Genomic DNA, 19,639 nt, shown 5'->3' with positions numbered 1-19,639 from the left:
TGTTGTTAAAAAGATGTGAACGTGCACGTATCAATACGAGTCGTTCTCGTTTTTATCTCTGTAAGTATCAAACTAACAGATTAAAGTTGTTACACTTCAAAACGGTCGACGATTTGTTTTAAGTTATCCACAAGACCAGTTAAGTCTTTCGCACCGTCGGCGATGGTTTGCATCGAGCCATTCATCTCTTCTACTGAGGCACTTGTCTCTTCCACACCGGCTGCTGATTCTTCTGAAATTGACGCGACTTCTTCTACCGCACTAAGAAGACGGGTCGTTTCAGTAGAAACTTGGTTGAGTGACGTCACAATCTGATCAATACTTGAAGCAGTACTATTCACTGCGGTATTGATTTTATTGAAAGTTGCGTTTGTTTGATTAATTTTTTCTGTACCTGAGGTCACGACACCGTAACCATCTTTTAAATCATTATTGACTTGAATGGATGATGTTTGGATCGTATCAACGGTACCGGTAATATCTTTGACTGACGTGGCGACTTGTTCAGCGAGTTTACGTACTTCATTAGCCACAACACTAAAGCCTTTACCATGTTCACCGGCACGTGCGGCTTCAATTGACGCATTTAAAGCTAAGAGGTTTGTTTGTTCAGCAATGTCTTCAATGACACTGACCATCTTAGAGATGCTTTGGGCGTTAGTATTTAGTTCTTCTACACGTGTCACCGAACCTTTAATGACCCGGTCAATATTTTTCATCGCTTCAACAGATGCTTTCATTAACGACTGGCCTTCTTTCGTTAGAGCTAAAACATCAGCTGTTTCACTATGTGCTGCTTGCCCTTGACCGAGTGCTTTTGTCATTTCGGTATTTAACACATGCATGCCTTCTGATAGTTCTGATGCATGCGTGGCTTGTGATTCTGAGCCATCCGCTAGTTCACCCATCGTAATCGCAATTTGATCTGCCCCGTTACTAACTTCAACCGCAGATTGTGATAACTCATCACTATGGCGACCAACAGTTGATGAGACATCTTGTAGTTGGTTTATTAAGACATTCATCTGAAGATTCAATTCATTGGTCGCTTCCATTAATTGACCGGATTCATCACGTAATTGCGTCTCAAATAGCTCATGATTTAATTTACCTTCACTTAGAGCTCGCATCCGTTCCGTCACCTTTTTAATTGGTTTAGTAATGTTTCCAGCCATCACAAAGGCCATCACAAAGGCTAACACAATAATCACAAGAAGCGCCGCACCTGAAGACATAATCATAACATCACCCATCGAGATCACGTCAGCCCCCATTGATTCAATCACTTCTTCCCGCTCTTGAGCAAGTGCTTTAAAACCATTCACAAGTTCTGTCGAGATGGGTTGAACTTGGTTTTGTAGATACATCCGCGCTTGTGGGACGTTACCGGCATCGACCATCGATAGTACTTGGTCGGTACGTGCACCCCATTCAATTTTTAAGTTTATTAATCGTTCTAATTCTTCTGAGTCACTGAGTGCTAGTGCTTCTTCTTCTAAAGCAATCGCTTCTTCTAAACCAGACTCAAATGTTTCTCTGTATACTTCGTCATCATAAAGTAAGTACGAATTCAGTAAGCTTGTTCGTTCTTGCATATTAAGTGCCAATTGTTCATCAATCACTAAAATCGGTAACTCTTTTTCTATCATATTTTCTGTTTCCATATTACTTAGTCGCATCATGACAATCATAAAGCCACTCAGTAACACACTTAACCCTACGACGATTAGAAAACCGATGAGAATTTTCGCCTTTAAACTTTTTAACCCACGTTTTTTCAACTACCATCCACTCCTTCGTTTGATGTATACCCCTTACATCTTCTTTGCCCCTCATAAACTAACAAGAATAAACACTTTAATCATTATATCGACTGTTTACGCTAAAAATAAAGTAGTTGTCCAACAACTAGCGTAATTTTTTAAGGACCTTGTCACAATTCCCAACAGACGCCTTACTCATAAATAGCCAAACCGCGCTCATCCCAGTCCATTTAGTGTGCATAATAAACGTTCACAAATAAAGCACTTTACCTCAAGAGTATGAGATAAAGTGCTTATCGTTAGGCTTTAAGATCAATTTGGTGCCCTAGGTCAGGATGTGGGACTGTCGCTGTTTCTAACATCTCTGTCAACGAGTCAGAGTTTGATTCAGCCATTTCCATTGTTTTTGACATCAATTGAATGGACATCTCACTTTTCACTTGTTGTTGGGACATTAAGATAGACATTTTAGCAATATCGATAAAGCATCGCTCCTTTCATCACTAGATATCTCTACTTTTTATTTTACCATACTTTTACTAACTATTTAAGAGTTGTAAGATACTTTGTGGCTGCTGCATACTCATCGCCAGCACCATCTGGGCTGCTTGATTTAAAACATTATGTTTCACAAACATCATCATTTCTTTTGCCATATCAGCATCACGAATACGCGATTCGGCATTGGTTAAGTTAAAAGCTTGGTTATCTAAGTTACTAATTGTGTGACCCAATCTATTTTCCATCGCACCAAGTCGTGAGCGTTCACGTGAGACCGATTCAATTGCTTCATCAAGGACGGATAACGTCTTATTCGCCTTCTCATGACTACCTAGACTTAAATCTTTTAAACTTAATCCTTCACTTGTCATATCATTGATTGAAATCTCAATATATTGACCACTGTTGGCACCAACCTGAAGCTTTTTGTCTTTAAATGAGCCATCTAACAATGATTGGGTATTAAATTCGGTACCTCTCCCGATATCATTCAAACCTTCAATGAGTTCGTCGAACTCATCCTGTAGTTTTAACCGGTCGCTATCAGTCAAGGTATCATTTCCAGCTTGAACCGTTAATTCACGCATTCTCTGTAAAATCGCATGACTTTCATTCAAGCCACCTTCAGCTGTTTGAATAAGAGAAATGCCGTCCTGTGCATTACGTGAAGCTTGATTTAATCCGCGAATTTGCGCACGCATGCGTTCAGAAATGGCCAGGCCTGCCGCATCATCTTTAGCGCTATTAATACGCTTCCCTGAAGACAGGCGCATCATGGCTGTCATCATGTGATTCTGATGTAAGCCCATTTGGCGATAGACGAATAAGGCCATTGTGTTCGTTCTGATTTGCATTGTGCTCCTCTTCCTTCCATAGAATATCATCCCGTAATAATTATATCGACTTATTCTTATAGAAAATTAAGAAGAATGTATGAAATTACATCATGCTAATTAAGAAAACGTCATATTCTCTTACAAATCTGTATCTAACTTAGTATTTTGTATGCGACTTTTTAATAATAGTTCGGCAAAATCAAAGTCCATTTGATCATCTATATCTATTGAGTTCTCTTTGTTTATGACCGATGCAAAACTTTTATTATTATAAATATCATTCGATTTCAAAAGATGATCGATTCTCACTATATATAAAGCGCCATTAATACGATAGTAAGTAGAAATATTTTGCCTTGGTATTCCTACAATATCTGGTCTTATGAAATTTTCCATGGAAAGATCATCTGGTAAAGTGTTCGCCCATAATGGAGAATGATCCATTTCACATACACCCACAACAAAATTCGCGTCCTTTTCCTTCAACACTTTATATCCTTCAACAATATCATTCGAAGTTCTGAGTGGTGACGTTGGTTGTAACAAAGCAACTGTATCAAATTCACTTCCTAAGTTCTTATATCCTTCAATGACTTCTTTGACTACATCCCACGAAGAAGCAGTGTCATTTGATAGCTCGTTGCTTCTCAAGAAAGGTACACTAGCTCCGCATTTTCTCGCAATATCAGCATAATCCCTAGAATCGGTTGAAACTATTATTTCATCGAACATACTTGACTTTACTGCGGCTTCAATTGTATAAGCCAACAAAGGTTTGCCATTCAACAATTTAATATTCTTATCTTTCAGCCCTTTAGATCCTGATCGCGCTGGTATGATTGCAAGATTTCTCATTGCTCTACCACACAATCATAAAACTTTTTCTTAAGGTCTATTTTATTATTAATCACACAATCTTTTATTACTTCAACTACTTTATTAGACGTATCCCCATTTCCGTAGGGATTAACCGTTTTCTTGGTTTCGTGTGCAAACTTATCACTTAATGCCAAACCCAAGGCTTGATGTATGCTTAGCTGGATAGGTTCACAGTTAATGACACTACTTGCCTGCATTCTTCCCTTTTGTCGGTCTCCTATGTTTACTGTAGGAATACCAAAGCTTGGGGCTTCTACTAATCCACTTGAGGAATTCCCTATAACCATCCTACAATACTTGAGTGCGCTTAGATAGCGTTTCATGCCAAGTGATGCATATGCGAAAATGTTATCATTATCTTTAGCATATCTATCAATAAATTGGTTTATAATCCGGCCTTCAACATCTGCATTTGCTTTAGTGAAGATAAAATCTAAATTATTATATTTTTTACAGACTTCGAGAAGCGATTCAATTTGCTTCTCAGAGCTGTTCTCTTCAAGTGTTACTGGATGGAATGTAACCACCGCATATGGCTTTGATAAACTGATATTAAGTTCATTTTCTAATTCTTCTTTTTGTAGCAATTTTTCATTTAAGATATTTTCAATACCAATGGCTCCGACGTTGTATACACGCTCTGGATTCTCACCTAATTGAATAACCCTATTTCGGTATTCATTTGTACTTGTAAAATGAAGGTAACTCAGTTTTGTTATCGCATGACGAATAGACTCATCAATGGCACCTTCTGTGGTTTCTCCACCATAGAGATGAGCTATAGGAATTCTCTGATTCATAGCTGTAGTTGCTACAGCTAGCGTTTCATATCGATCGCCAAGAACAATCAACAAATCGGGATTTAGCTTCTCAAAATAATCAGCAAAGCTAATCATCGCAAGACCCATCGATTTGGAAATTGACGATGACGTATCTGAGCTTAAAAGAATCTCGATTTTCTTATCAATAACAAAACCATCCTTTTCAATTTCTTGATACGTCAAACCGAATTCAGGTGATAAATGTGCGCCAGTGGCTACAATTCTCACATCGAATTCCTGAACTTTATTTAGTTTTGCGATAACCGGTTTTAACAATCCATATTCAGCCCTTGTAGCTGTCAATATACTGATTAATTTCTTCATAGCTCTATCAACTCGTCTTCTTCAAAATCTCTTAAAGCACACTTTCCTATGACATCAAACCATCTCATAGGACTTATACCAGTACCTGGCCTTTTCACTGTAAGGTTATTTTCTGTAAAAATTTCACCAGCTTTAATGTCTTTACTTGCAATAATACTCTTACGAGCAACTGCCATGTTCTTCTTCTCTGATTCGGCTGGCTGTTTCATTCCGTTACCTAAAGCCAATTCAATATGTCTTATGGAATCAACCATAGCTTTTAGCTCATTAGGTTCTAAGCTCGCTTTATGATCAGGTCCTTCCATATTTCTATCCAAGGTAAAATGTTTCTCTATAACTGTAGCACCTAAAGCGACGGCAGCAATAGGAACTTCTATACCTTTAGTGTGATCAGAATATCCAACATTCACGTTGAACTCTTCCTTTATTGTGTTCATAGCTCTTAAGTTTACATCTTCATATGGTGTCGGGTACTCTGTAGTACAATGAAGAACTGTAAGTTCCGCCGCTCCATTTTCTTTTAAAGCTTTAATGGCACATCTTATGTCTTCCATTGTGCTCATACCTGTGGAAAGTATCACAGGTTTATTTAGTTTAGCAATCTTGATTAGATAAGGGAGGTTGGTAATGTCTCCTGAAGGAATTTTCCACGTGCCCATTTCTAAACTATCTAAAAAATCTATGCTGTCAAAATCAAAAGCTGTTGACATAAATTCTATTTCTTTGACCTTGCAATAATCATTTAACTTAGAAAAATCTTCAAAAGATAATTCTAATTTCTGAACCATTTCCAACTGATTTTCTTCTATATTGTAATTTTTTTTTTGATAATCAGCTTTTGGGGCGTTTTTTGATATAACGTTTTTTTGAAATAAATGTTTGGAATTTAATCACATCAGCACCTGATGACTTTGCAGCATCTACTAATTTTTTTGCCAGTTCTAAGCTTCCATTATGATTTACTCCTGCTTCGGCAATTATTAAAGTTCTATTCACAAAAAGTCCCTCTTTCATTTGATGGGTTTTGCAGGTACTCCGATAACCGTAGCATTTTGGTTAACATCTCTTACAACCACAGCACCCGCTCCTACTGTTGATCTGTCATTTACATTTAAGCCTTGTAAAATTTGTGCACCCGTTCCAATAAGACAACAATCCTTCATGGTAACATTTCCAGATATAGATGCTGATGGATTTATTACATTGAAATCTCCAATCAGTGTATCGTGCCCTACAGTACTGTTTAAGTTGAATAAATTGAAATCTCCTATTTTTATATCACAAGTTAGATTTACTCCAGCTGTAATTATATTCCCCTGACCAATTATCAAGTTATTTTTGTTAAAGGATATAGTAGGATGAAAAAGATTAGGAAAAACCGCATTAGAAATATTTTTAATTTTGTCGTATATTTTCTTTTTAACTATGGGATCACCTAGAGGAATAACTACCCCAATAATTGGATATCTTGAAGCGAACTCAAAAAACTGCTCATCAGAAGAAACGATATTAAAGTTATCAATAATCGCATTCCCCACCTCATCTTGTGAAGAACCGACAAATCCTATAAAATCATAGCTTTGATGAAGACTGGATCTATTGATATCATCAATCAAACAATATATCTCTTTTGATATACCCCCACTACCAAAGATAACAAGCGGTAAACCATTCCAAAGCATAGTACCCACCTCTCCTTGTACAAATATATATTCATTAAATTAGATTTAGCTCATACACTCAATATTCGTGTAGGTCATATAATGATTATAGGTAATTTGATTTGTTACACTAGTATATATAAAATCCTTCTTTCGTTTTTCTGCCTAATTTATTTCCTCTAACCATTTTTCTAAGAAGAGGATGCGCAGTATACTTGTCAACTCCGAATTCACTATGAAGGGTATCCATAATATTCAAACAGATATCTAAGCCAATTAAATCTGCTAATGCCAATGGCCCCATAGGGTGATTTGCTCCTCTTTTTACTGCTATATCAATATCCTCTATCGTAGCTATGCCTTCACTATATATTGAAATCGCTTCATTTATCATAGGTATAAGCATTCTATTTACTATAAAGCCAGGTGCTTCTTCAACCAATACCGGAATTTTTCCAATCTCTAAAGTTATTTTTTTTGCAAAAGAAATGGTTTCAGTAGATGTAGTCATACTGCTAATAATTTCAACTAAATCCATGATGGGTGCGGGGTTGAAAAAATGCAAGCCTATTACTTTGTCTGGCCGATTTGTTACTACTGCTAATTCTGTTATAGATAATGAAGATGTATTAGTTGCAAAAACAGCCCTTTTGTCAATTATTTGATCTACCTCTTCAAACTTTTCTTTCTTAACATCTAAATTTTCGGACACTGCTTCAATGACTAAATCAACATCGGTTGCTTCTTCTATTGTCTTTATCACCTTAATTCGACTCATGGATTTTTCCATATCATCCTTTGACAATTTACCTTTAGATACTAAGCTGTCAAAATCTCTTTCTATGTTTTTTAATGCAATAATAGCATTTTCAACAGTTGGATTATATAAGAAAACATCATGATTATTCTTTGCAAAAACCTGACTAATACCTTTTCCCATTACTCCTGTGCCATATACAAAAACCTTCAAAGTACATCCTCCAAACATTAAAACATCTGTATTATATTGAAAAAAAGTTATAATTGATTTGAATAAATGAATTCATTATAATTCGACTAATTATCATACAAATATACCCAGTTATCTTTCTAATTTTCTTCTCATCTCTTCCATCTCATCAACCTGACCCATGTCCATCCAACTATTTTCGCTTATTGGATAGATCCCAATTTTCTCGCCTTTAGCTTTATATTGTTCAATGATATCCGGAAATCCAATAGATTTATTAACTTCTAACTCTTCAATAATTTTAGGTTCAACAATATACATACCGGTATTTGTAAAGAATGATAGTTCAGGTTTTTCTTTCATACTCTCTATTTCGCCTGTATTACTGATTTCAATAACTCCATAGGGAATTTTAATGTTCTTTAATGAACAAACCATCGTGATTAAATTATTCTCTTGCTTATGGTAGTTATACATTTTTTCATAATCTTCTTCGATCAAAATATCACAGTTAGATAAAACAAATGTTGAGTTAATTTTACCCTTTAGTAAACTAAGCCCACCACCTGTTCCTAGTGGCTCTATTTCATTGGCATATTTAACTTGATAGTTTCGATCAATTTCGTTAAAATAAGCTTTAATCATATTTTTTTTGTGATTAACAACTAAATGAAATTCATCACTTCCTTGCTTATAGAACCGATTGATAATATGTTCAACAATAGGAATTTCACCAATGGGAATAAGTGGCTTAGGAAGTATTTTTGTATAGGGATATAGACGAGTACCAAGACCACCAGCCATTATGATAACAGGCACCTTTAAATGTTTTTTCATTTCAACATCTTCATCATTCCGAAGGACTATTGAGACAATTTGTTTTTCTTTAGAAACAATAGGTACGGCTTCGATAGAATGCTTTTTCAAGAACTCTTTCGCTCTAGTTTTATTTTTCTCAGTTAAATATTTCGGGTTATAATTTGCAATTTCTTTTACTTTCACATCTAGATGACCTTTTTTTAATATCCACCGACGAATATCTCCGTCAGTAATTGCTGCTACAAAGTAATCTCTCTTTACAACAAAAAGAACTTTTTTTCGCTACTTCATCTAATTGTTGCATCGCTTCTATCATCGTTTTCTCTTCATCAATTAAAAAATCATTAACATCCATACCTCTACACCTCCACTAATACTTCCTTCTATTTTGGGTGTTGTAGACATTCAACAACATATTGTACGTCTTCTTTAGATAGATTTGAGCTACAAGGTATATTGATCACGTTTTCTAAATATATTTGTGCTTTTTCAATTTTAAATGTTTGATTAGCTCTATATGGTATTTGCTGACTAATTAGTCCCCATATCGGTCGAGATTGAATACCGTTAGAAGATAGATAAGAAATGAGCTGATCTCTGTTTAACTTATACCCTTTATCTATACTCAAAGCATAAAACCAATAATTTGGTCTGGTATGTTCATTAAAATCTAAGATACTTAGACAATGAATACTTTCAATTTCTGTTTTGTATCGTTCATAATTAGCTTTCTTCGTTTCAATAAATCCTTCTAATTGTTCAAGTTGTGCCAATCCTAGTGCCGCTTGAAGATTTGTCATACGATAATTATAGCCAATGTCGTCATGTATATAATATAAGTCATCACTTTTAGATTGTGTTGTTAGATGCTTGGCTTTCTTTAGTAGTTCTTTATTGTTCGATACAATCATTCCACCACCGCCAGTGGTCATGATTTTGTTTCCATTAAAGGAATAGACACCAATATCACCAATAGTCCCTGCATGCTTGTCTTTGTATTTCCCTGCGGTATAATAAGTTCCCAAAGCTTCTGTCGCATCTTCAACTACTTTTAGGTTATATTCATCAGCAATCGACATGATTTTTTCCATGTCTCCCATGTTTCCGAAAACATGCACGACAATAATTGCCTTGATGTGTTTTTTAGATGTTTTATTGATGAGCTTGCCATTAATATAGTCACATTCTGTTTCACAAAAAGCTCTTACTTTATCTGCATTTATATTAAGTGTAACGTCACAGTCCATGAAAATTGGTTCTGCTCCTACATATTTAACAGGATTAACTGCCGCAATAAAGGTAAGGGTAGGAACAATGACTTCATCTTCGCTAGTCACTTCCAAAACTCTTAAAGCAATGTGCAAGCCTGATGTTCCATTTTGACAAGAAACAGCTCCACGAGCTCCTGTATATTTTGCGACGTTATCTTCAAACTCATTAATATAGGGACCGGCTGTTGATACCCACTCCGTTTCAATTGCATGCGTGACATATTCTAGTTCTTTACCTTTAAGATTAGGAACAGATAGAGGTATAAACTTTTGTGTCATGTTAATACCTCCTATCAAATATTATAAATATCTGTTTTATATTGATTTAAATGATTTTTAAAGAACGCAATAGTTTCAGACAATCCTTGTTCAAATGAATACTTTGGTTCCCAATCAGTTAAACTTCTAATTTTTTCATTTGAACCTAATAATCGATTTACTTCACTATTTTCTGGCCTAAGCCTTTGTTCATCACATACAATTTTTGCATTTGGGTTAATCTGTCTTATTAATTCTTCCGCTAATTGACCGATTGAGATTTCTTTTTGCGTTGCGATATTAATCTCTTCACCAATGGTATTTTTGGATTTTGCAATTTTAATAAAACCATTCGCTGTATCCTTAACATAATTAAAGTCTCTTGTAGGTGTCAAAGATCCCAACTTAATCTCTTCTTTACCAGCAAGAAGCTGTGTAATAATCGTCGGAATAACCGCTCTTGCTGATTGTCTCGGTCCATACGTATTAAATGGTCTAACAATAGAAATTGGCATATCAAAGCTTCGATAAAAAGATTCTGCTAACCGATCTGCCCCAATCTTAGTAGCAGAATATGGCGACTGCCCCTGAAATGGATGTTTTTCATCGATAGGGACATGTTGCGCTGTTCCATAAACTTCTGACGTTGAAGTGACTAATACGCGATCAGTATTTAATTCTTTAGCAGCTTGGAGTACATTAAGAGTACCTTTAATGTTAGTATCAACATAAGCGTCTGGTGAATGATAACTAAAAGGAATCGCAATTAATGCGGCTAAATGAAATACTTGATTGATTCCTTTCATGGATTCTCTTACACCATTCGGGTCTCTTATATCCCCTGTAAATACTTCTACATTCTTCATAATATCTCTTGATAAGTGATCTAACCATCCCCACGAATTAAATGAATTATAATAAGCAAAGGCTCTAACTTTATATCCTTCTCTTACTAATACTTCCGTTAGATGGCTTCCAATGAAACCATCAGCTCCAGTTACTAATACTGAAGTCATGCAATCACATCCTATTCTTTATGGCAGTATTCTCAAATAAAAAGTTTGAACTAAATCGCACTTTATTTTTGATATCTATTTATTTTGAAACTTAGTATCTTAATTAATTATCAACTTTAAAGACTTTAAAGACTCTATCTATATCAGGAAAAGAAAATATCGGTAGTGTGTGGTGGTGGTGGTGGTGGTGGTAGACTATTCATTTTTTGAATTTACACACAGCTCAGATATATTAAAATCTTAATTATACAAGATTTCTCTCTGTCTTTGCATTCCCATTATTTAATATGCCTTCTTCTTGTAAAACTAAAACTAGCTTAACCAACACGGTTGTCAAACTGGCATTATACCCTCTAAACATTTGAATAATTTCTTTCTTTTTATCTGTAGTCTCTTTTTTAGCTACTCTATTTATTTTCTGTATTAATAAATCATGTTCTACACGAATTGACTGGACAATAAAATGAGTAAAGAATTGGTTGTTTTCAAATTTAGTTAATTCATTATCGATTTTAGTAAATAATTTCTCTAGTTTCTTTTTACCTGTTTCCTCTTTAATTTTATTCAGAGTGTATTCTAATCTTGCTTTTTCTTCTACGAAACTTTCATATGATAACTGGATATCTTCTTTCTTCTTATCATAGTCTGACAAATCATATGATTTTTATTTATTGGCCATATTTTTTTATCTATTGATTGTTGTAAGTTATCATTCAGTAAATCTTCAATTGTTTTAAATGGGATTCCTTCAATCGCTGCCCCACCCTTAGTTGTGTTATAATATTCCCCTTTAAAGGTTGAGGCGAATTGTACTAAGGCATTTCTCATACTATTAAACCCTATATTCGTCTTAATATTATTCCCATAAACATCTTTAACTTCTTCAGCGTGATCAACTTCTTGTTCTGTAAGTTCAGAATCAATAAAATCATAATCTACTCCTTGTGCATAACGCCGGTTATATAGATAACCTAAGTTTTGTCCCGCAAATATTATAGGTGACATACCTAACTTATTCACAATCTGAAAAGTCATCACCGCAATTGAAGGTGAATCTAAGACCAGTTCATTTTTACCTATTTGATCCCCTAACAACAATCGTGACGTATAATCTTGCGAGGTAATAAAATGATACTTGGGACCACGAAAATTTTCTAACAACTGATGGCCTACACTTGAACCATACACCAGAGGAATCGCATCCTTATCCTGATCAATCATTTTCTCAAATACTAAATGATTTTTATCGCCTGGGTCATAACTGAACACCGCATCAGGTATCACATCATAGGTTATCAAAGTATTAATCGCGGAACCTACCGAGAAAATATATGCTAAGTTATTTTGTTTAATAGAACGAATAGACTCAATATCATCTGAAAGCGAAGGACCTGCAGATACTATAATAACTGGTTTATCACTAAACCTTTCTTTAAAACTATCATCTAAGATATTTGGTGTATTTAATACATGTTTATGATTTTTAATACTATTTTCAATCCAGTTAAATTGAAAGTTATAATTCGTCGCAAGTTCAGATCGCTTTTGTCTTATCATTTTTTTCGATTCCGAAACAAATTCATTTATTAATTTGCTAAATAACTGTTTATATGTAGGTGAAATGACAATTTCTACTCTTGTCGCCGACTCTTTATAAATCTGATCTACTATTTGTCTAACTGAATACATTTCTCCTACAAAAAGATGTGCGACATTTTTATTAAACACTTCTTCCAATTGTATCAAATCTGATGCGACATTAAATATCTCTAGAGATGGTTCAATAATAGAATAACTATTTTGTTGATACTGCTTGGTAAACTGTGACACATGATAGCCCAAACCTAAGCCTAAAAACACAACATGTGTATCGGAATTAAAATCTTGTGTTAATTCCTTTTTCAGAATATGTTGTGCTTCTCTTTCAGGGTTATAACTACTATGAATAAATAATTCTCTATCCTCTAACTTAACCTTTAATGTTTCTTGTTTATTTTTAGTTTCTATAACTTCAACAATCATAGTCTCTTTATTATTGTTGGAGAGAAGTGTCCGAACTTCCGGAAAATAGCTTAGTAGATATCGACTATTGTTAGTATTCAATTGAATCACCGTTCTTGCAATTTACCACATTATTTACTTTTTTTTTGAAGAGATTCAAGAATCGGAACGATTTCAAAACTTAATAGATCAAAACTTAACGTCGCATCTTTTAATTCTAGAGCATCTAATAGTTGTGGTAAGATATTTATTAGTTGTTTTTGTTCTTCTTCAACCGTATGAAAAGCCACACTATCTAAAGCATTAAGCGATTCTGAGAACTGCATGATGGCTTGTATTCCATCAGCTAAGTCCACAATACTAGTCCAGAATGATTCTGACATTTCCCCGTAATCCTCACTCACCATCAACTCAAGGGTTGGGACCGCTCTGTCTAAATATAACTTTAAAGAGTTAAGAATATCATTTGTTAACTCCTCGACTGAAACCATCTCTAATTCAATGAGTTTAATATCATGAAGATAGTGATTAATATAAATTTCATGATCATTATATACTTCTTGTCCATCTATAATTAAATGACTGAAAACTAAATCTTCATTTTCACTTAACTGATTCATCTTTTTAACTATAAACTGAAAGACTTCAGTCTCTTCTACATTAATCATTACTTTATTTACTTTAACAGTAATCATTCCAACACCTCTTACTAAATATATTATTAACTATTATTTTATCATAGTTTATACTTATGTATTGTTCATTTTATTAAATAAAGGCCCTAGCCTACTGGCTAAGACCTTTATTATTTGTTTTCAATTATGTTTTAAATTAACCTAATAACTGAAGAACTGATTGTGGTTGTTGGTTAGCTTGAGCTAACATACTTTGTGATGCCTGTGATAGAATATTTGACTTCGTCATTTCCATCATTCTTTCGCCATATCAACGTCACGAACACGTGATTCTGCAGCGGATAGGTTTTCAGAAGAGTTATCTAAATTGGCAATTGTGTGCTCTAAACGGTTTTGAACAGCTCCTAAAGCAGAACGCTGAGAAGAAACTGTGCCAATTGCGCTATCAATAGTTGCAATAGCTGCATCTGCGCCAGATTGAGTCAATAAACCATGTGCCGTACCGCCACCAGCTTCAATACCTGATAATTCGGTAGCTGTATCAAAATCAGCTTCATCAATATTTAGACCACTTAATCCAATACCAGATGCTCTCATATTTCCAATTGTTAAAGTAATGCTTTGATCATCATTTGCACCAATATGGAATTTACCATCAAATACTTCTGTACCGTCGGAACCGCCTAATAACTTCTTAGTATTAAATTCTGTATTGCCTGCAATTCGATCTACTTCATCGTATAATTGGTTCATTTCTTTTTGTAATTCTGCACGATCTTCAATAGTATTCGTATCGTTAGAAGATTGTACAGCTAACTCACGCATACGTTGTAAGATTGAGTGAGTTTCATTTAATGCTCCTTCAGCAGTTTGAATTAATGATACACCATCTGCTGCGTTACGGCTTGCTTGATCTAAACCACGAATTTGACCTCGCATTTTTTCTGAAATTGCAAGACCTGCCGCATCGTCACCTGCACGGTTGATACGAAGACCTGAAGATAATTTCTCCATTGATTTCTGCATATTACCTTGGTTGATACCTAATTGTCTGTGTGTATTTAACGCTGGAATATTATTATTTATAATCATGTTTATTTCCTCCTTGAAATAAAAATTACATCCATGTAACTATATTTTTAAAATTAACCTAATAGCTGTAAAACAGATTGTGGCTGTTGGTTAGCTTGAGCTAACATACTTTGTGATGCTTGTGATAAAATATTTGATTTCGTCATTTCCATCATCTCTTTCGCCATATCAACATCACGAATACGTGATTCCGCAGCTGATAGATTTTCAGATGAGTTGTCTAGGTTAGCAATCGTGTGCTCTAAACGGTTTTGAACAGCTCCTAAAGCAGATCGCTGTGAAGAAACAGCTTCGATTGCACCATCAATTGTCGCAATGGCTGCATCAGCGCCAGATTGTGTCCCCATAACTAATGCATCTACTCCAGAGCCTAAATCAGCTGCTTTCATTGAACTAATTTCTAGTGTAATTGCTTGTCCATCATTTGCTCCAATATGAAACTCCAGTCCAGTGCCCGATAAATCACCATTAATTAATTTTTTCGTGTTAAACTCTGTATTATTGGCAATTCTATCAAGTTCAGCTACTAGTTGATCACTTTCTTTTTTTTAACTCTGCTCTATCTTCAGCTGTGTTTGTGTCGTTAGAAGATTGAACTGCAAGTTCACGCATACGTTGTAAAATTGAGTGTGATTCATTTAACGCACCTTCAGCAGTTTGAATTAATGAAACGCCATCTGCTGCATTACGACTTGCTTGATCTAAACCACGAATTTGACCACGCATTTTTTCTGAAATCGCAAGACCTGCCGCATCGTCACCTGCACGGTTGATACGAAGACCAGAAGATAATTTCTCCATTGATTTCTGCATGTTACCTTGGTTGATACCCATTTGACGGTGAGTGTTTAAAGCTGGAATATTATTGTTAATAATCATGTTTGTTTCCTCCTTGAATTTGTTTGTTCCACATCCATGTGGTTTATTATGGTGATAAAGACATTTAGCGGCCGCTTAATCAGACTTTATCACCTACAATATTATTATCGGAGTGGCTAAAAGATTGTTTAGTCATAAATAAATGTTTTTTGTTTTATTTTAAGATTTTTTTAATATCAATTCTTTTCGATGCGATGCTATTTTCTTTTTGAATTGCTTTATATATTTCGTAACGATTGACATCAATATCTTTTGGAGCACTAATCCCTAACTTAACTTGGTCTCCTTCAATCGATAAGAGTTCAATTTCAATATTATCACCAATCATAATTTTTTGGTTTGTTTTACGTGTGAGGACTAACATTTATTTTTCCTCCTTCACAATTGAGGAGTTAAAAATATATTCCTTTGTACTGTAATTTGATTGATGCATGATATATTGTTTACCTAAATGTGAATGGCGATTGATTATGATAGGCGCTTGTAAATTTGCCGTACTATTATTTAAATGGTCTTTTAATGTTACGATAGATAGTATTAAAACATCATCTTCTGTTTCAATTTTCAATTGCTCTAAGATCTGATCGTTTAAATCCACTTTATATTCTTTATTGAAGTCAAATGGAAAGACCACAATAAACGCTAACTCACCTGTGTTGATAGACTGCAGTACTTGAAAGGCTAACGGTTCATCAAAACTTAATAAAACAAATTCTTTTTCGTTTAAAAAACCGGGTAAACCTTGTTCAAAATAAATCACTTCTTTACTATCAATCTCAACTTCTTCAAAATAGCTCGTATTTATCTTCATTTTCTCACCTCTTATTTAGCAAAGCTTTACTTTTATTTTCACCATATAATTAAACAAATATTTCTGTCCCGCATTTATAAATGGGATATTGTCAAAACTATATCGATATAGTTTTTTGCTGAAGGTAGACATCAACGTTACCACGTTGATATGATTGCAAGACTGGTGTTTGTTTAGCATTAATGATGGGTTTATTCGCTTGATTATTTACTTCTACTTCTGCTGGTTGATAATCAATTTTAACAGAGTCATACGACGGAATAAAGCCAATATTAAATGGTCTAACTTCCCTTGGTGTATTTTGTTTGGCAATGAGTTTCAGAGGATCCCCACCATTTTCTATTTTCATCATCATATCGCCTTGACGCCGTCGCCTTTGGGAACCCTCTCGCACTTTTTGTAAACCTTCATTCGCCTCTCTTCTTATAGCTTCGCCTATTGGATATTGTCCTAAATCCGCAAAAGCTTGCGATTGATCAATGGTGAGTTTACTAGGTTTTGTACGGATATTTATATCTGCCGCTGGTTGTTGAATATCAAGCTTTGCTGGACCTTGATCTATGTCTACTGTTGCGTTATTTGTTTCGATACCAATGCGGGCAAATTGTTGATCTATTCGTAATTGCGGAATATTCATCATATTTCTTCCTTCCGTTCACAAATGTGATAAAAAGCCTTACCATAGGTAAGGCTTTATTTCTTATCTTAGAAAGTCAAGTAACGTTGGTTGAATAACGCGTGAACCAGCACTTAATGCTGCACGATGGATTGCTTCTTGAGAAGTTAAGTTCATAATGACCTCTGCGATATCCGCATCCTCATTTTTCGACATCATATCTCTTGCAGTAATTTGTTGCCCTTCCAAACGTGATTCAATGAGTTCAACACGGTTCATCCTTGCACCTAAGTCGGCACGTTCACCGACTGTATTATTAATGTGGTTATCAAGTTCTCCTATTAGACTATCTAAAGCTGCTGTATCATCATTTTCAAGCGCATTTGAAAGATCTGAAACTGATTGGAATAACTCTTCACTAAAAACATTCGCTGGATTAACATTCGCTTGAAGTTGAGTACCTGATGTTACTTCTAACATAACCGGATTAAAGTCACTTGTATTAAATGTGAGACTTCCATCATCCTCAACCGTTATTGGTTTCTCTGTTGTTTGTGTACCATTAAAAATATATTTATTATTCACTTTTGTATTAGCCACTTCAACGAGTTGAAGTTTGAGTTGATCAACTTCTTTTTTTATAGCTTTTCGCTGGTCTGCATCATACGTTTCATTCGCCGATTGTACAGTTAATTCACGTAATTTATTCAATATTTGGGTTGTTTCATCAAGGGTTTCATCAGATGTATCCATCCACGTATGCATTTCGGTGATATTACGCTGAAACTGTTCTACGTTACCAACCTCGGTACGATAACGCATCCCCTTCATCGCAATAACAGGATCGTCCGACGGACGATTAATCTTTTTACCCGTCGTTAATTGATCCATATATTTATTCATAGAAGTATAACTTTTAGATAAGTTACGCAACATATTGTTTGATAACATACTTTGTGTGACACGCATTTATCTCACTACCTTCCTACGAGCCCTAAATTATTTATAATACGGTCTAACATCTCGTCCACTGTCGTCATACTTCTTGCGGCTGCATTATAAGCATGTTGGAACTTAATTAAGTTTGTCATTTCTTCATCGAGCGATACTCGACTAACTGAGTCTCGATTATTTGAAACTTGTTGGCGAAGCTTCCTGCGTTTGCTTCCATGCGGTAAGCTTCTTGTGCAACAACCCCTAATTCACCAATCACACCTTCAAAATAGCTTTTAACGGATGTTTTATCACCTAAAGATCCCGGTAAATAATCCGTATAACTCGCGGCTAAATCAACCGCATTCAACCCATCACCACTGGCATTAGGAACAGAACTTGCAGCGATCTTATCTTTATCATCTAAAATGATCTCGTTGACTGATATCGTTGATGAAGAACGCGTGGCAGCTGTATCAATCACAAAGAAATTACCGATACCAGGATCTCCATTGAGATCATAACCACCCGCATGTGTAGCATTAAATTTTTCAACAAAAGCTTCAGCCATCGTATCTAAATTTTCTAACATATCTGTATAAACACCTACGGTACCTGTAGCTGTCTCATACCCGTTCATCTCCATCAACCCTTTAAGTTGACCTGTTGCTTTAAAGTTTTCAGCTGAAATTGATGTCACATCACCAGTTTCTGAATGAGTAAAGGTAAAACCTGTCACATTATTATTAGCATCAGTTAGCACTTCTAATTGATTAACTGTATAGTTATCATCGCTACCATCAACTAAAGTCACATCACTACCCTCTGATTTTAGCTTCACCGTTGCCTTACCCATCGCAATAGGACTTGGCATACCTGAGCTTTTTTCATAGCTGACAGAAATATCAGCGATCGATGATAACTGATCGAGTAGGCGATCACGTTCATCATATAAATCATTAGGCACGTGTCCGTGTGGTTCAACTTCGCCAATTTGACGATTTAGTTGATTGATTTGGTTTAACAGTGAATTGAATTCCGTTTCTTTTACATCCATTTCATTTTTTAAATCATCACGTACCGATTCTAATGAGTTTGAAATATAATTGAATGTATCCGCAACAGCTTGGGCTCTCTGCGCAACAACAGAACGCGCGCCTGAATCCTCCGGATTAACTGATAAATCTTGTAGTGAGTTCCAGAATTGATCAAAGATATGAGATAACCCTTCTTCTGATGGCTCGTTAAGAATTGCTTCCATCTGGTTAGCCGCTTCTGCTCGTTGGCTATAATATTGTGTTTTCGCATTTTCTTTCCGGTATTGCACATCTAAAAACTGTTCTCTAATCCGTTCGATTGATCCCGGTTCTACACCGTTACCGACACGGTCAATCAGACCACCTGGCTCACGGCTTGAGGTCAGTCCATTGATTGCTTGAAAGTTCACGCGCTGGCGCGTATAGCCTTCGGTATTCGCATTTGAGATGTTATGAGATGTTGTATACATCGCGGCTTGTTGGGCACTCAGTGCACGTTTGGCCATTTCTAATCCATTAAAGGTTGATACCATTTGT

Annotated in this window: 20 protein-coding genes and 3 pseudogenes; all 23 read right to left on the bottom strand. The window is 35.3% G+C overall.

Features of this window, described 5'->3' with window-relative positions:
- Positions 1 to 89: 89 nt before the first annotated feature.
- Entirely contained in the window at positions 90 to 1,781 is a 1,692-nt protein-coding gene (locus tag JCM19043_RS09460) for a methyl-accepting chemotaxis protein (RefSeq protein WP_062322016.1), read from the bottom strand.
- A gap of 281 nt (positions 1,782 to 2,062) precedes the next feature.
- Positions 2,063 to 2,230: a YjfB family protein gene (locus tag JCM19043_RS16045; RefSeq protein ID WP_082394510.1), complete on the bottom strand. Its 168-nt coding sequence runs from the start codon at positions 2,228 to 2,230 to the stop codon at positions 2,063 to 2,065.
- 72 nt (positions 2,231 to 2,302) lie between these two features.
- Positions 2,303 to 3,118 carry a flagellin gene (locus JCM19043_RS09455; protein ID WP_062322014.1) on the bottom strand — a complete coding sequence of 272 codons (816 nt, stop codon included), beginning with the start codon at positions 3,116 to 3,118 and terminating at the stop codon, positions 2,303 to 2,305.
- A gap of 120 nt (positions 3,119 to 3,238) precedes the next feature.
- Positions 3,239 to 3,955: a cytidylyltransferase domain-containing protein gene (locus tag JCM19043_RS09450; protein ID WP_062322012.1), complete on the bottom strand. Its 717-nt coding sequence runs from the start codon at positions 3,953 to 3,955 to the stop codon at positions 3,239 to 3,241.
- Complete coding sequence (gene neuC, locus JCM19043_RS09445) at positions 3,952 to 5,124, bottom strand: UDP-N-acetylglucosamine 2-epimerase (protein ID WP_062322011.1); 1,173 nt, start codon at positions 5,122 to 5,124, stop codon at positions 3,952 to 3,954. Before neuC ends, JCM19043_RS09450 begins: the two co-directional genes overlap by 4 nt.
- Positions 5,121 to 6,120: pseudogene (gene neuB, locus JCM19043_RS09440) on the bottom strand (N-acetylneuraminate synthase). The gene neuC and the pseudogene neuB overlap by 4 nt, the downstream one beginning before the upstream one ends.
- A 14-nt stretch (positions 6,121 to 6,134) precedes the next feature.
- Entirely contained in the window at positions 6,135 to 6,806 is a 672-nt protein-coding gene (locus JCM19043_RS09435; RefSeq protein WP_062322009.1) for a NeuD/PglB/VioB family sugar acetyltransferase, read from the bottom strand.
- A gap of 109 nt (positions 6,807 to 6,915) precedes the next feature.
- The gene (locus JCM19043_RS09430; RefSeq protein WP_062322006.1) at positions 6,916 to 7,773 is read right to left on the bottom strand and encodes a 3-hydroxyacyl-CoA dehydrogenase family protein; all 858 of its coding nucleotides are present in this window, start codon (positions 7,771 to 7,773) and stop codon (positions 6,916 to 6,918) included.
- A gap of 93 nt (positions 7,774 to 7,866) precedes the next feature.
- Positions 7,867 to 8,736, bottom strand: a complete 870-nt coding sequence (locus tag JCM19043_RS09425; RefSeq protein WP_197274790.1) for a sugar phosphate nucleotidyltransferase — start codon at positions 8,734 to 8,736, stop codon at positions 7,867 to 7,869.
- A 43-nt stretch (positions 8,737 to 8,779) separates the two neighbouring features.
- Positions 8,780 to 8,908: a hypothetical protein gene (locus tag JCM19043_RS18190; protein ID WP_255349954.1), complete on the bottom strand. Its 129-nt coding sequence runs from the start codon at positions 8,906 to 8,908 to the stop codon at positions 8,780 to 8,782.
- Positions 8,909 to 8,936: 28 nt separating this feature from the next.
- Entirely contained in the window at positions 8,937 to 10,103 is a 1,167-nt protein-coding gene (locus tag JCM19043_RS09420; protein ID WP_062322004.1) for a LegC family aminotransferase, read from the bottom strand.
- Between the two features lie 14 nt (positions 10,104 to 10,117).
- Positions 10,118 to 11,098, bottom strand: coding sequence for an NAD-dependent 4,6-dehydratase LegB (locus JCM19043_RS09415; protein WP_062322002.1), 981 nt, complete (start codon positions 11,096 to 11,098; stop codon positions 10,118 to 10,120).
- 244 nt (positions 11,099 to 11,342) lie between these two features.
- Entirely contained in the window at positions 11,343 to 11,750 is a 408-nt protein-coding gene (locus JCM19043_RS09410) for a hypothetical protein (protein ID WP_062322000.1), read from the bottom strand.
- A complete protein-coding gene (locus tag JCM19043_RS09405) occupies positions 11,693 to 13,120 on the bottom strand; it encodes a motility associated factor glycosyltransferase family protein (protein WP_062321998.1) in 1,428 nt (475 codons plus the stop codon). The genes JCM19043_RS09410 and JCM19043_RS09405 overlap by 58 nt, the downstream gene beginning before the upstream one ends.
- A 110-nt stretch (positions 13,121 to 13,230) precedes the next feature.
- A complete protein-coding gene (locus tag JCM19043_RS09400; protein ID WP_062321996.1) occupies positions 13,231 to 13,794 on the bottom strand; it encodes a hypothetical protein in 564 nt (187 codons plus the stop codon).
- Positions 13,795 to 13,930: 136 nt separating this feature from the next.
- Positions 13,931 to 14,826: pseudogene (hag, locus tag JCM19043_RS09395) on the bottom strand (flagellin Hag).
- A gap of 53 nt (positions 14,827 to 14,879) precedes the next feature.
- A pseudogene (locus JCM19043_RS09390) lies at positions 14,880 to 15,705 on the bottom strand (flagellin).
- A gap of 154 nt (positions 15,706 to 15,859) precedes the next feature.
- Positions 15,860 to 16,069: a carbon storage regulator CsrA gene (gene csrA, locus JCM19043_RS09385; RefSeq protein WP_062321994.1), complete on the bottom strand. Its 210-nt coding sequence runs from the start codon at positions 16,067 to 16,069 to the stop codon at positions 15,860 to 15,862.
- Positions 16,070 to 16,516, bottom strand: coding sequence for a flagellar assembly protein FliW (gene fliW / locus JCM19043_RS09380; RefSeq protein ID WP_062321992.1), 447 nt, complete (start codon positions 16,514 to 16,516; stop codon positions 16,070 to 16,072).
- A gap of 97 nt (positions 16,517 to 16,613) precedes the next feature.
- The gene (locus JCM19043_RS09375) at positions 16,614 to 17,153 is read right to left on the bottom strand and encodes a DUF6470 family protein (RefSeq protein WP_062321990.1); all 540 of its coding nucleotides are present in this window, start codon (positions 17,151 to 17,153) and stop codon (positions 16,614 to 16,616) included.
- Between the two features lie 63 nt (positions 17,154 to 17,216).
- Positions 17,217 to 18,101: a flagellar hook-associated protein FlgL gene (flgL, locus tag JCM19043_RS09370; protein WP_062321988.1), complete on the bottom strand. Its 885-nt coding sequence runs from the start codon at positions 18,099 to 18,101 to the stop codon at positions 17,217 to 17,219.
- An 8-nt stretch (positions 18,102 to 18,109) separates the two neighbouring features.
- Positions 18,110 to 18,223 (bottom strand): flagellar basal body rod C-terminal domain-containing protein, encoded by a 114-nt coding sequence (locus JCM19043_RS18835; RefSeq protein WP_369813837.1) that lies wholly within the window; start codon positions 18,221 to 18,223, stop codon positions 18,110 to 18,112.
- Positions 18,220 to 19,635, bottom strand: coding sequence for a flagellar hook-associated protein FlgK (gene flgK / locus JCM19043_RS09365; RefSeq protein ID WP_369813836.1), 1,416 nt, complete (start codon positions 19,633 to 19,635; stop codon positions 18,220 to 18,222). The genes JCM19043_RS18835 and flgK overlap by 4 nt, the downstream gene beginning before the upstream one ends.
- Positions 19,636 to 19,639 lie beyond the last annotated feature (4 nt).

It is taken from the genome of Halolactibacillus sp. JCM 19043, assembly GCF_001310395.1.
Lineage (GTDB): Bacteria > Bacillota > Bacilli > Bacillales > Amphibacillaceae > Halolactibacillus > Halolactibacillus miurensis.
Note: the sequence above shows the minus strand (reverse complement) of the source record. Positions and strands in the feature narration are given on the sequence as shown.

What these genes read in the sequence shown, in the direction of transcription:
- JCM19043_RS09420 (WP_062322004.1), bottom strand. Translation starts at nt 10,103, where the DNA reads ATGACACAAAAGTTTATACCTCTATCTGTTCCTAATCTTAAAGGTAAA.
- JCM19043_RS18190 (WP_255349954.1), bottom strand. Translation starts at nt 8,908, where the DNA reads ATGGATGTTAATGATTTTTTAATTGATGAAGAGAAAACGATGATAGAA.
- flgL (WP_062321988.1), bottom strand. Translation starts at nt 18,101, where the DNA reads ATGCGTGTCACACAAAGTATGTTATCAAACAATATGTTGCGTAACTTA.
- neuC (WP_062322011.1), bottom strand. Translation starts at nt 5,124, where the DNA reads ATGAAGAAATTAATCAGTATATTGACAGCTACAAGGGCTGAATATGGA.
- JCM19043_RS09455 (WP_062322014.1), bottom strand. Translation starts at nt 3,118, where the DNA reads ATGCAAATCAGAACGAACACAATGGCCTTATTCGTCTATCGCCAAATG.
- JCM19043_RS09430 (WP_062322006.1), bottom strand. Translation starts at nt 7,773, where the DNA reads ATGTTTGGAGGATGTACTTTGAAGGTTTTTGTATATGGCACAGGAGTA.
- JCM19043_RS09435 (WP_062322009.1), bottom strand. Translation starts at nt 6,806, where the DNA reads ATGCTTTGGAATGGTTTACCGCTTGTTATCTTTGGTAGTGGGGGTATA.
- JCM19043_RS09375 (WP_062321990.1), bottom strand. Translation starts at nt 17,153, where the DNA reads ATGAATATTCCGCAATTACGAATAGATCAACAATTTGCCCGCATTGGT.
- JCM19043_RS09450 (WP_062322012.1), bottom strand. Translation starts at nt 3,955, where the DNA reads ATGAGAAATCTTGCAATCATACCAGCGCGATCAGGATCTAAAGGGCTG.
- JCM19043_RS09415 (WP_062322002.1), bottom strand. Translation starts at nt 11,098, where the DNA reads ATGACTTCAGTATTAGTAACTGGAGCTGATGGTTTCATTGGAAGCCAT.
- JCM19043_RS09400 (WP_062321996.1), bottom strand. Translation starts at nt 13,794, where the DNA reads ATGATTACTGTTAAAGTAAATAAAGTAATGATTAATGTAGAAGAGACT.
- csrA (WP_062321994.1), bottom strand. Translation starts at nt 16,069, where the DNA reads ATGTTAGTCCTCACACGTAAAACAAACCAAAAAATTATGATTGGTGAT.
- fliW (WP_062321992.1), bottom strand. Translation starts at nt 16,516, where the DNA reads ATGAAGATAAATACGAGCTATTTTGAAGAAGTTGAGATTGATAGTAAA.
- JCM19043_RS18835 (WP_369813837.1), bottom strand. Translation starts at nt 18,223, where the DNA reads ATGACAAACTTAATTAAGTTCCAACATGCTTATAATGCAGCCGCAAGA.
- flgK (WP_369813836.1), bottom strand. Translation starts at nt 19,635, where the DNA reads ATGGTATCAACCTTTAATGGATTAGAAATGGCCAAACGTGCACTGAGT.
- JCM19043_RS16045 (WP_082394510.1), bottom strand. Translation starts at nt 2,230, where the DNA reads ATGTCTATCTTAATGTCCCAACAACAAGTGAAAAGTGAGATGTCCATT.
- JCM19043_RS09405 (WP_062321998.1), bottom strand. Translation starts at nt 13,120, where the DNA reads ATGATTGTTGAAGTTATAGAAACTAAAAATAAACAAGAAACATTAAAG.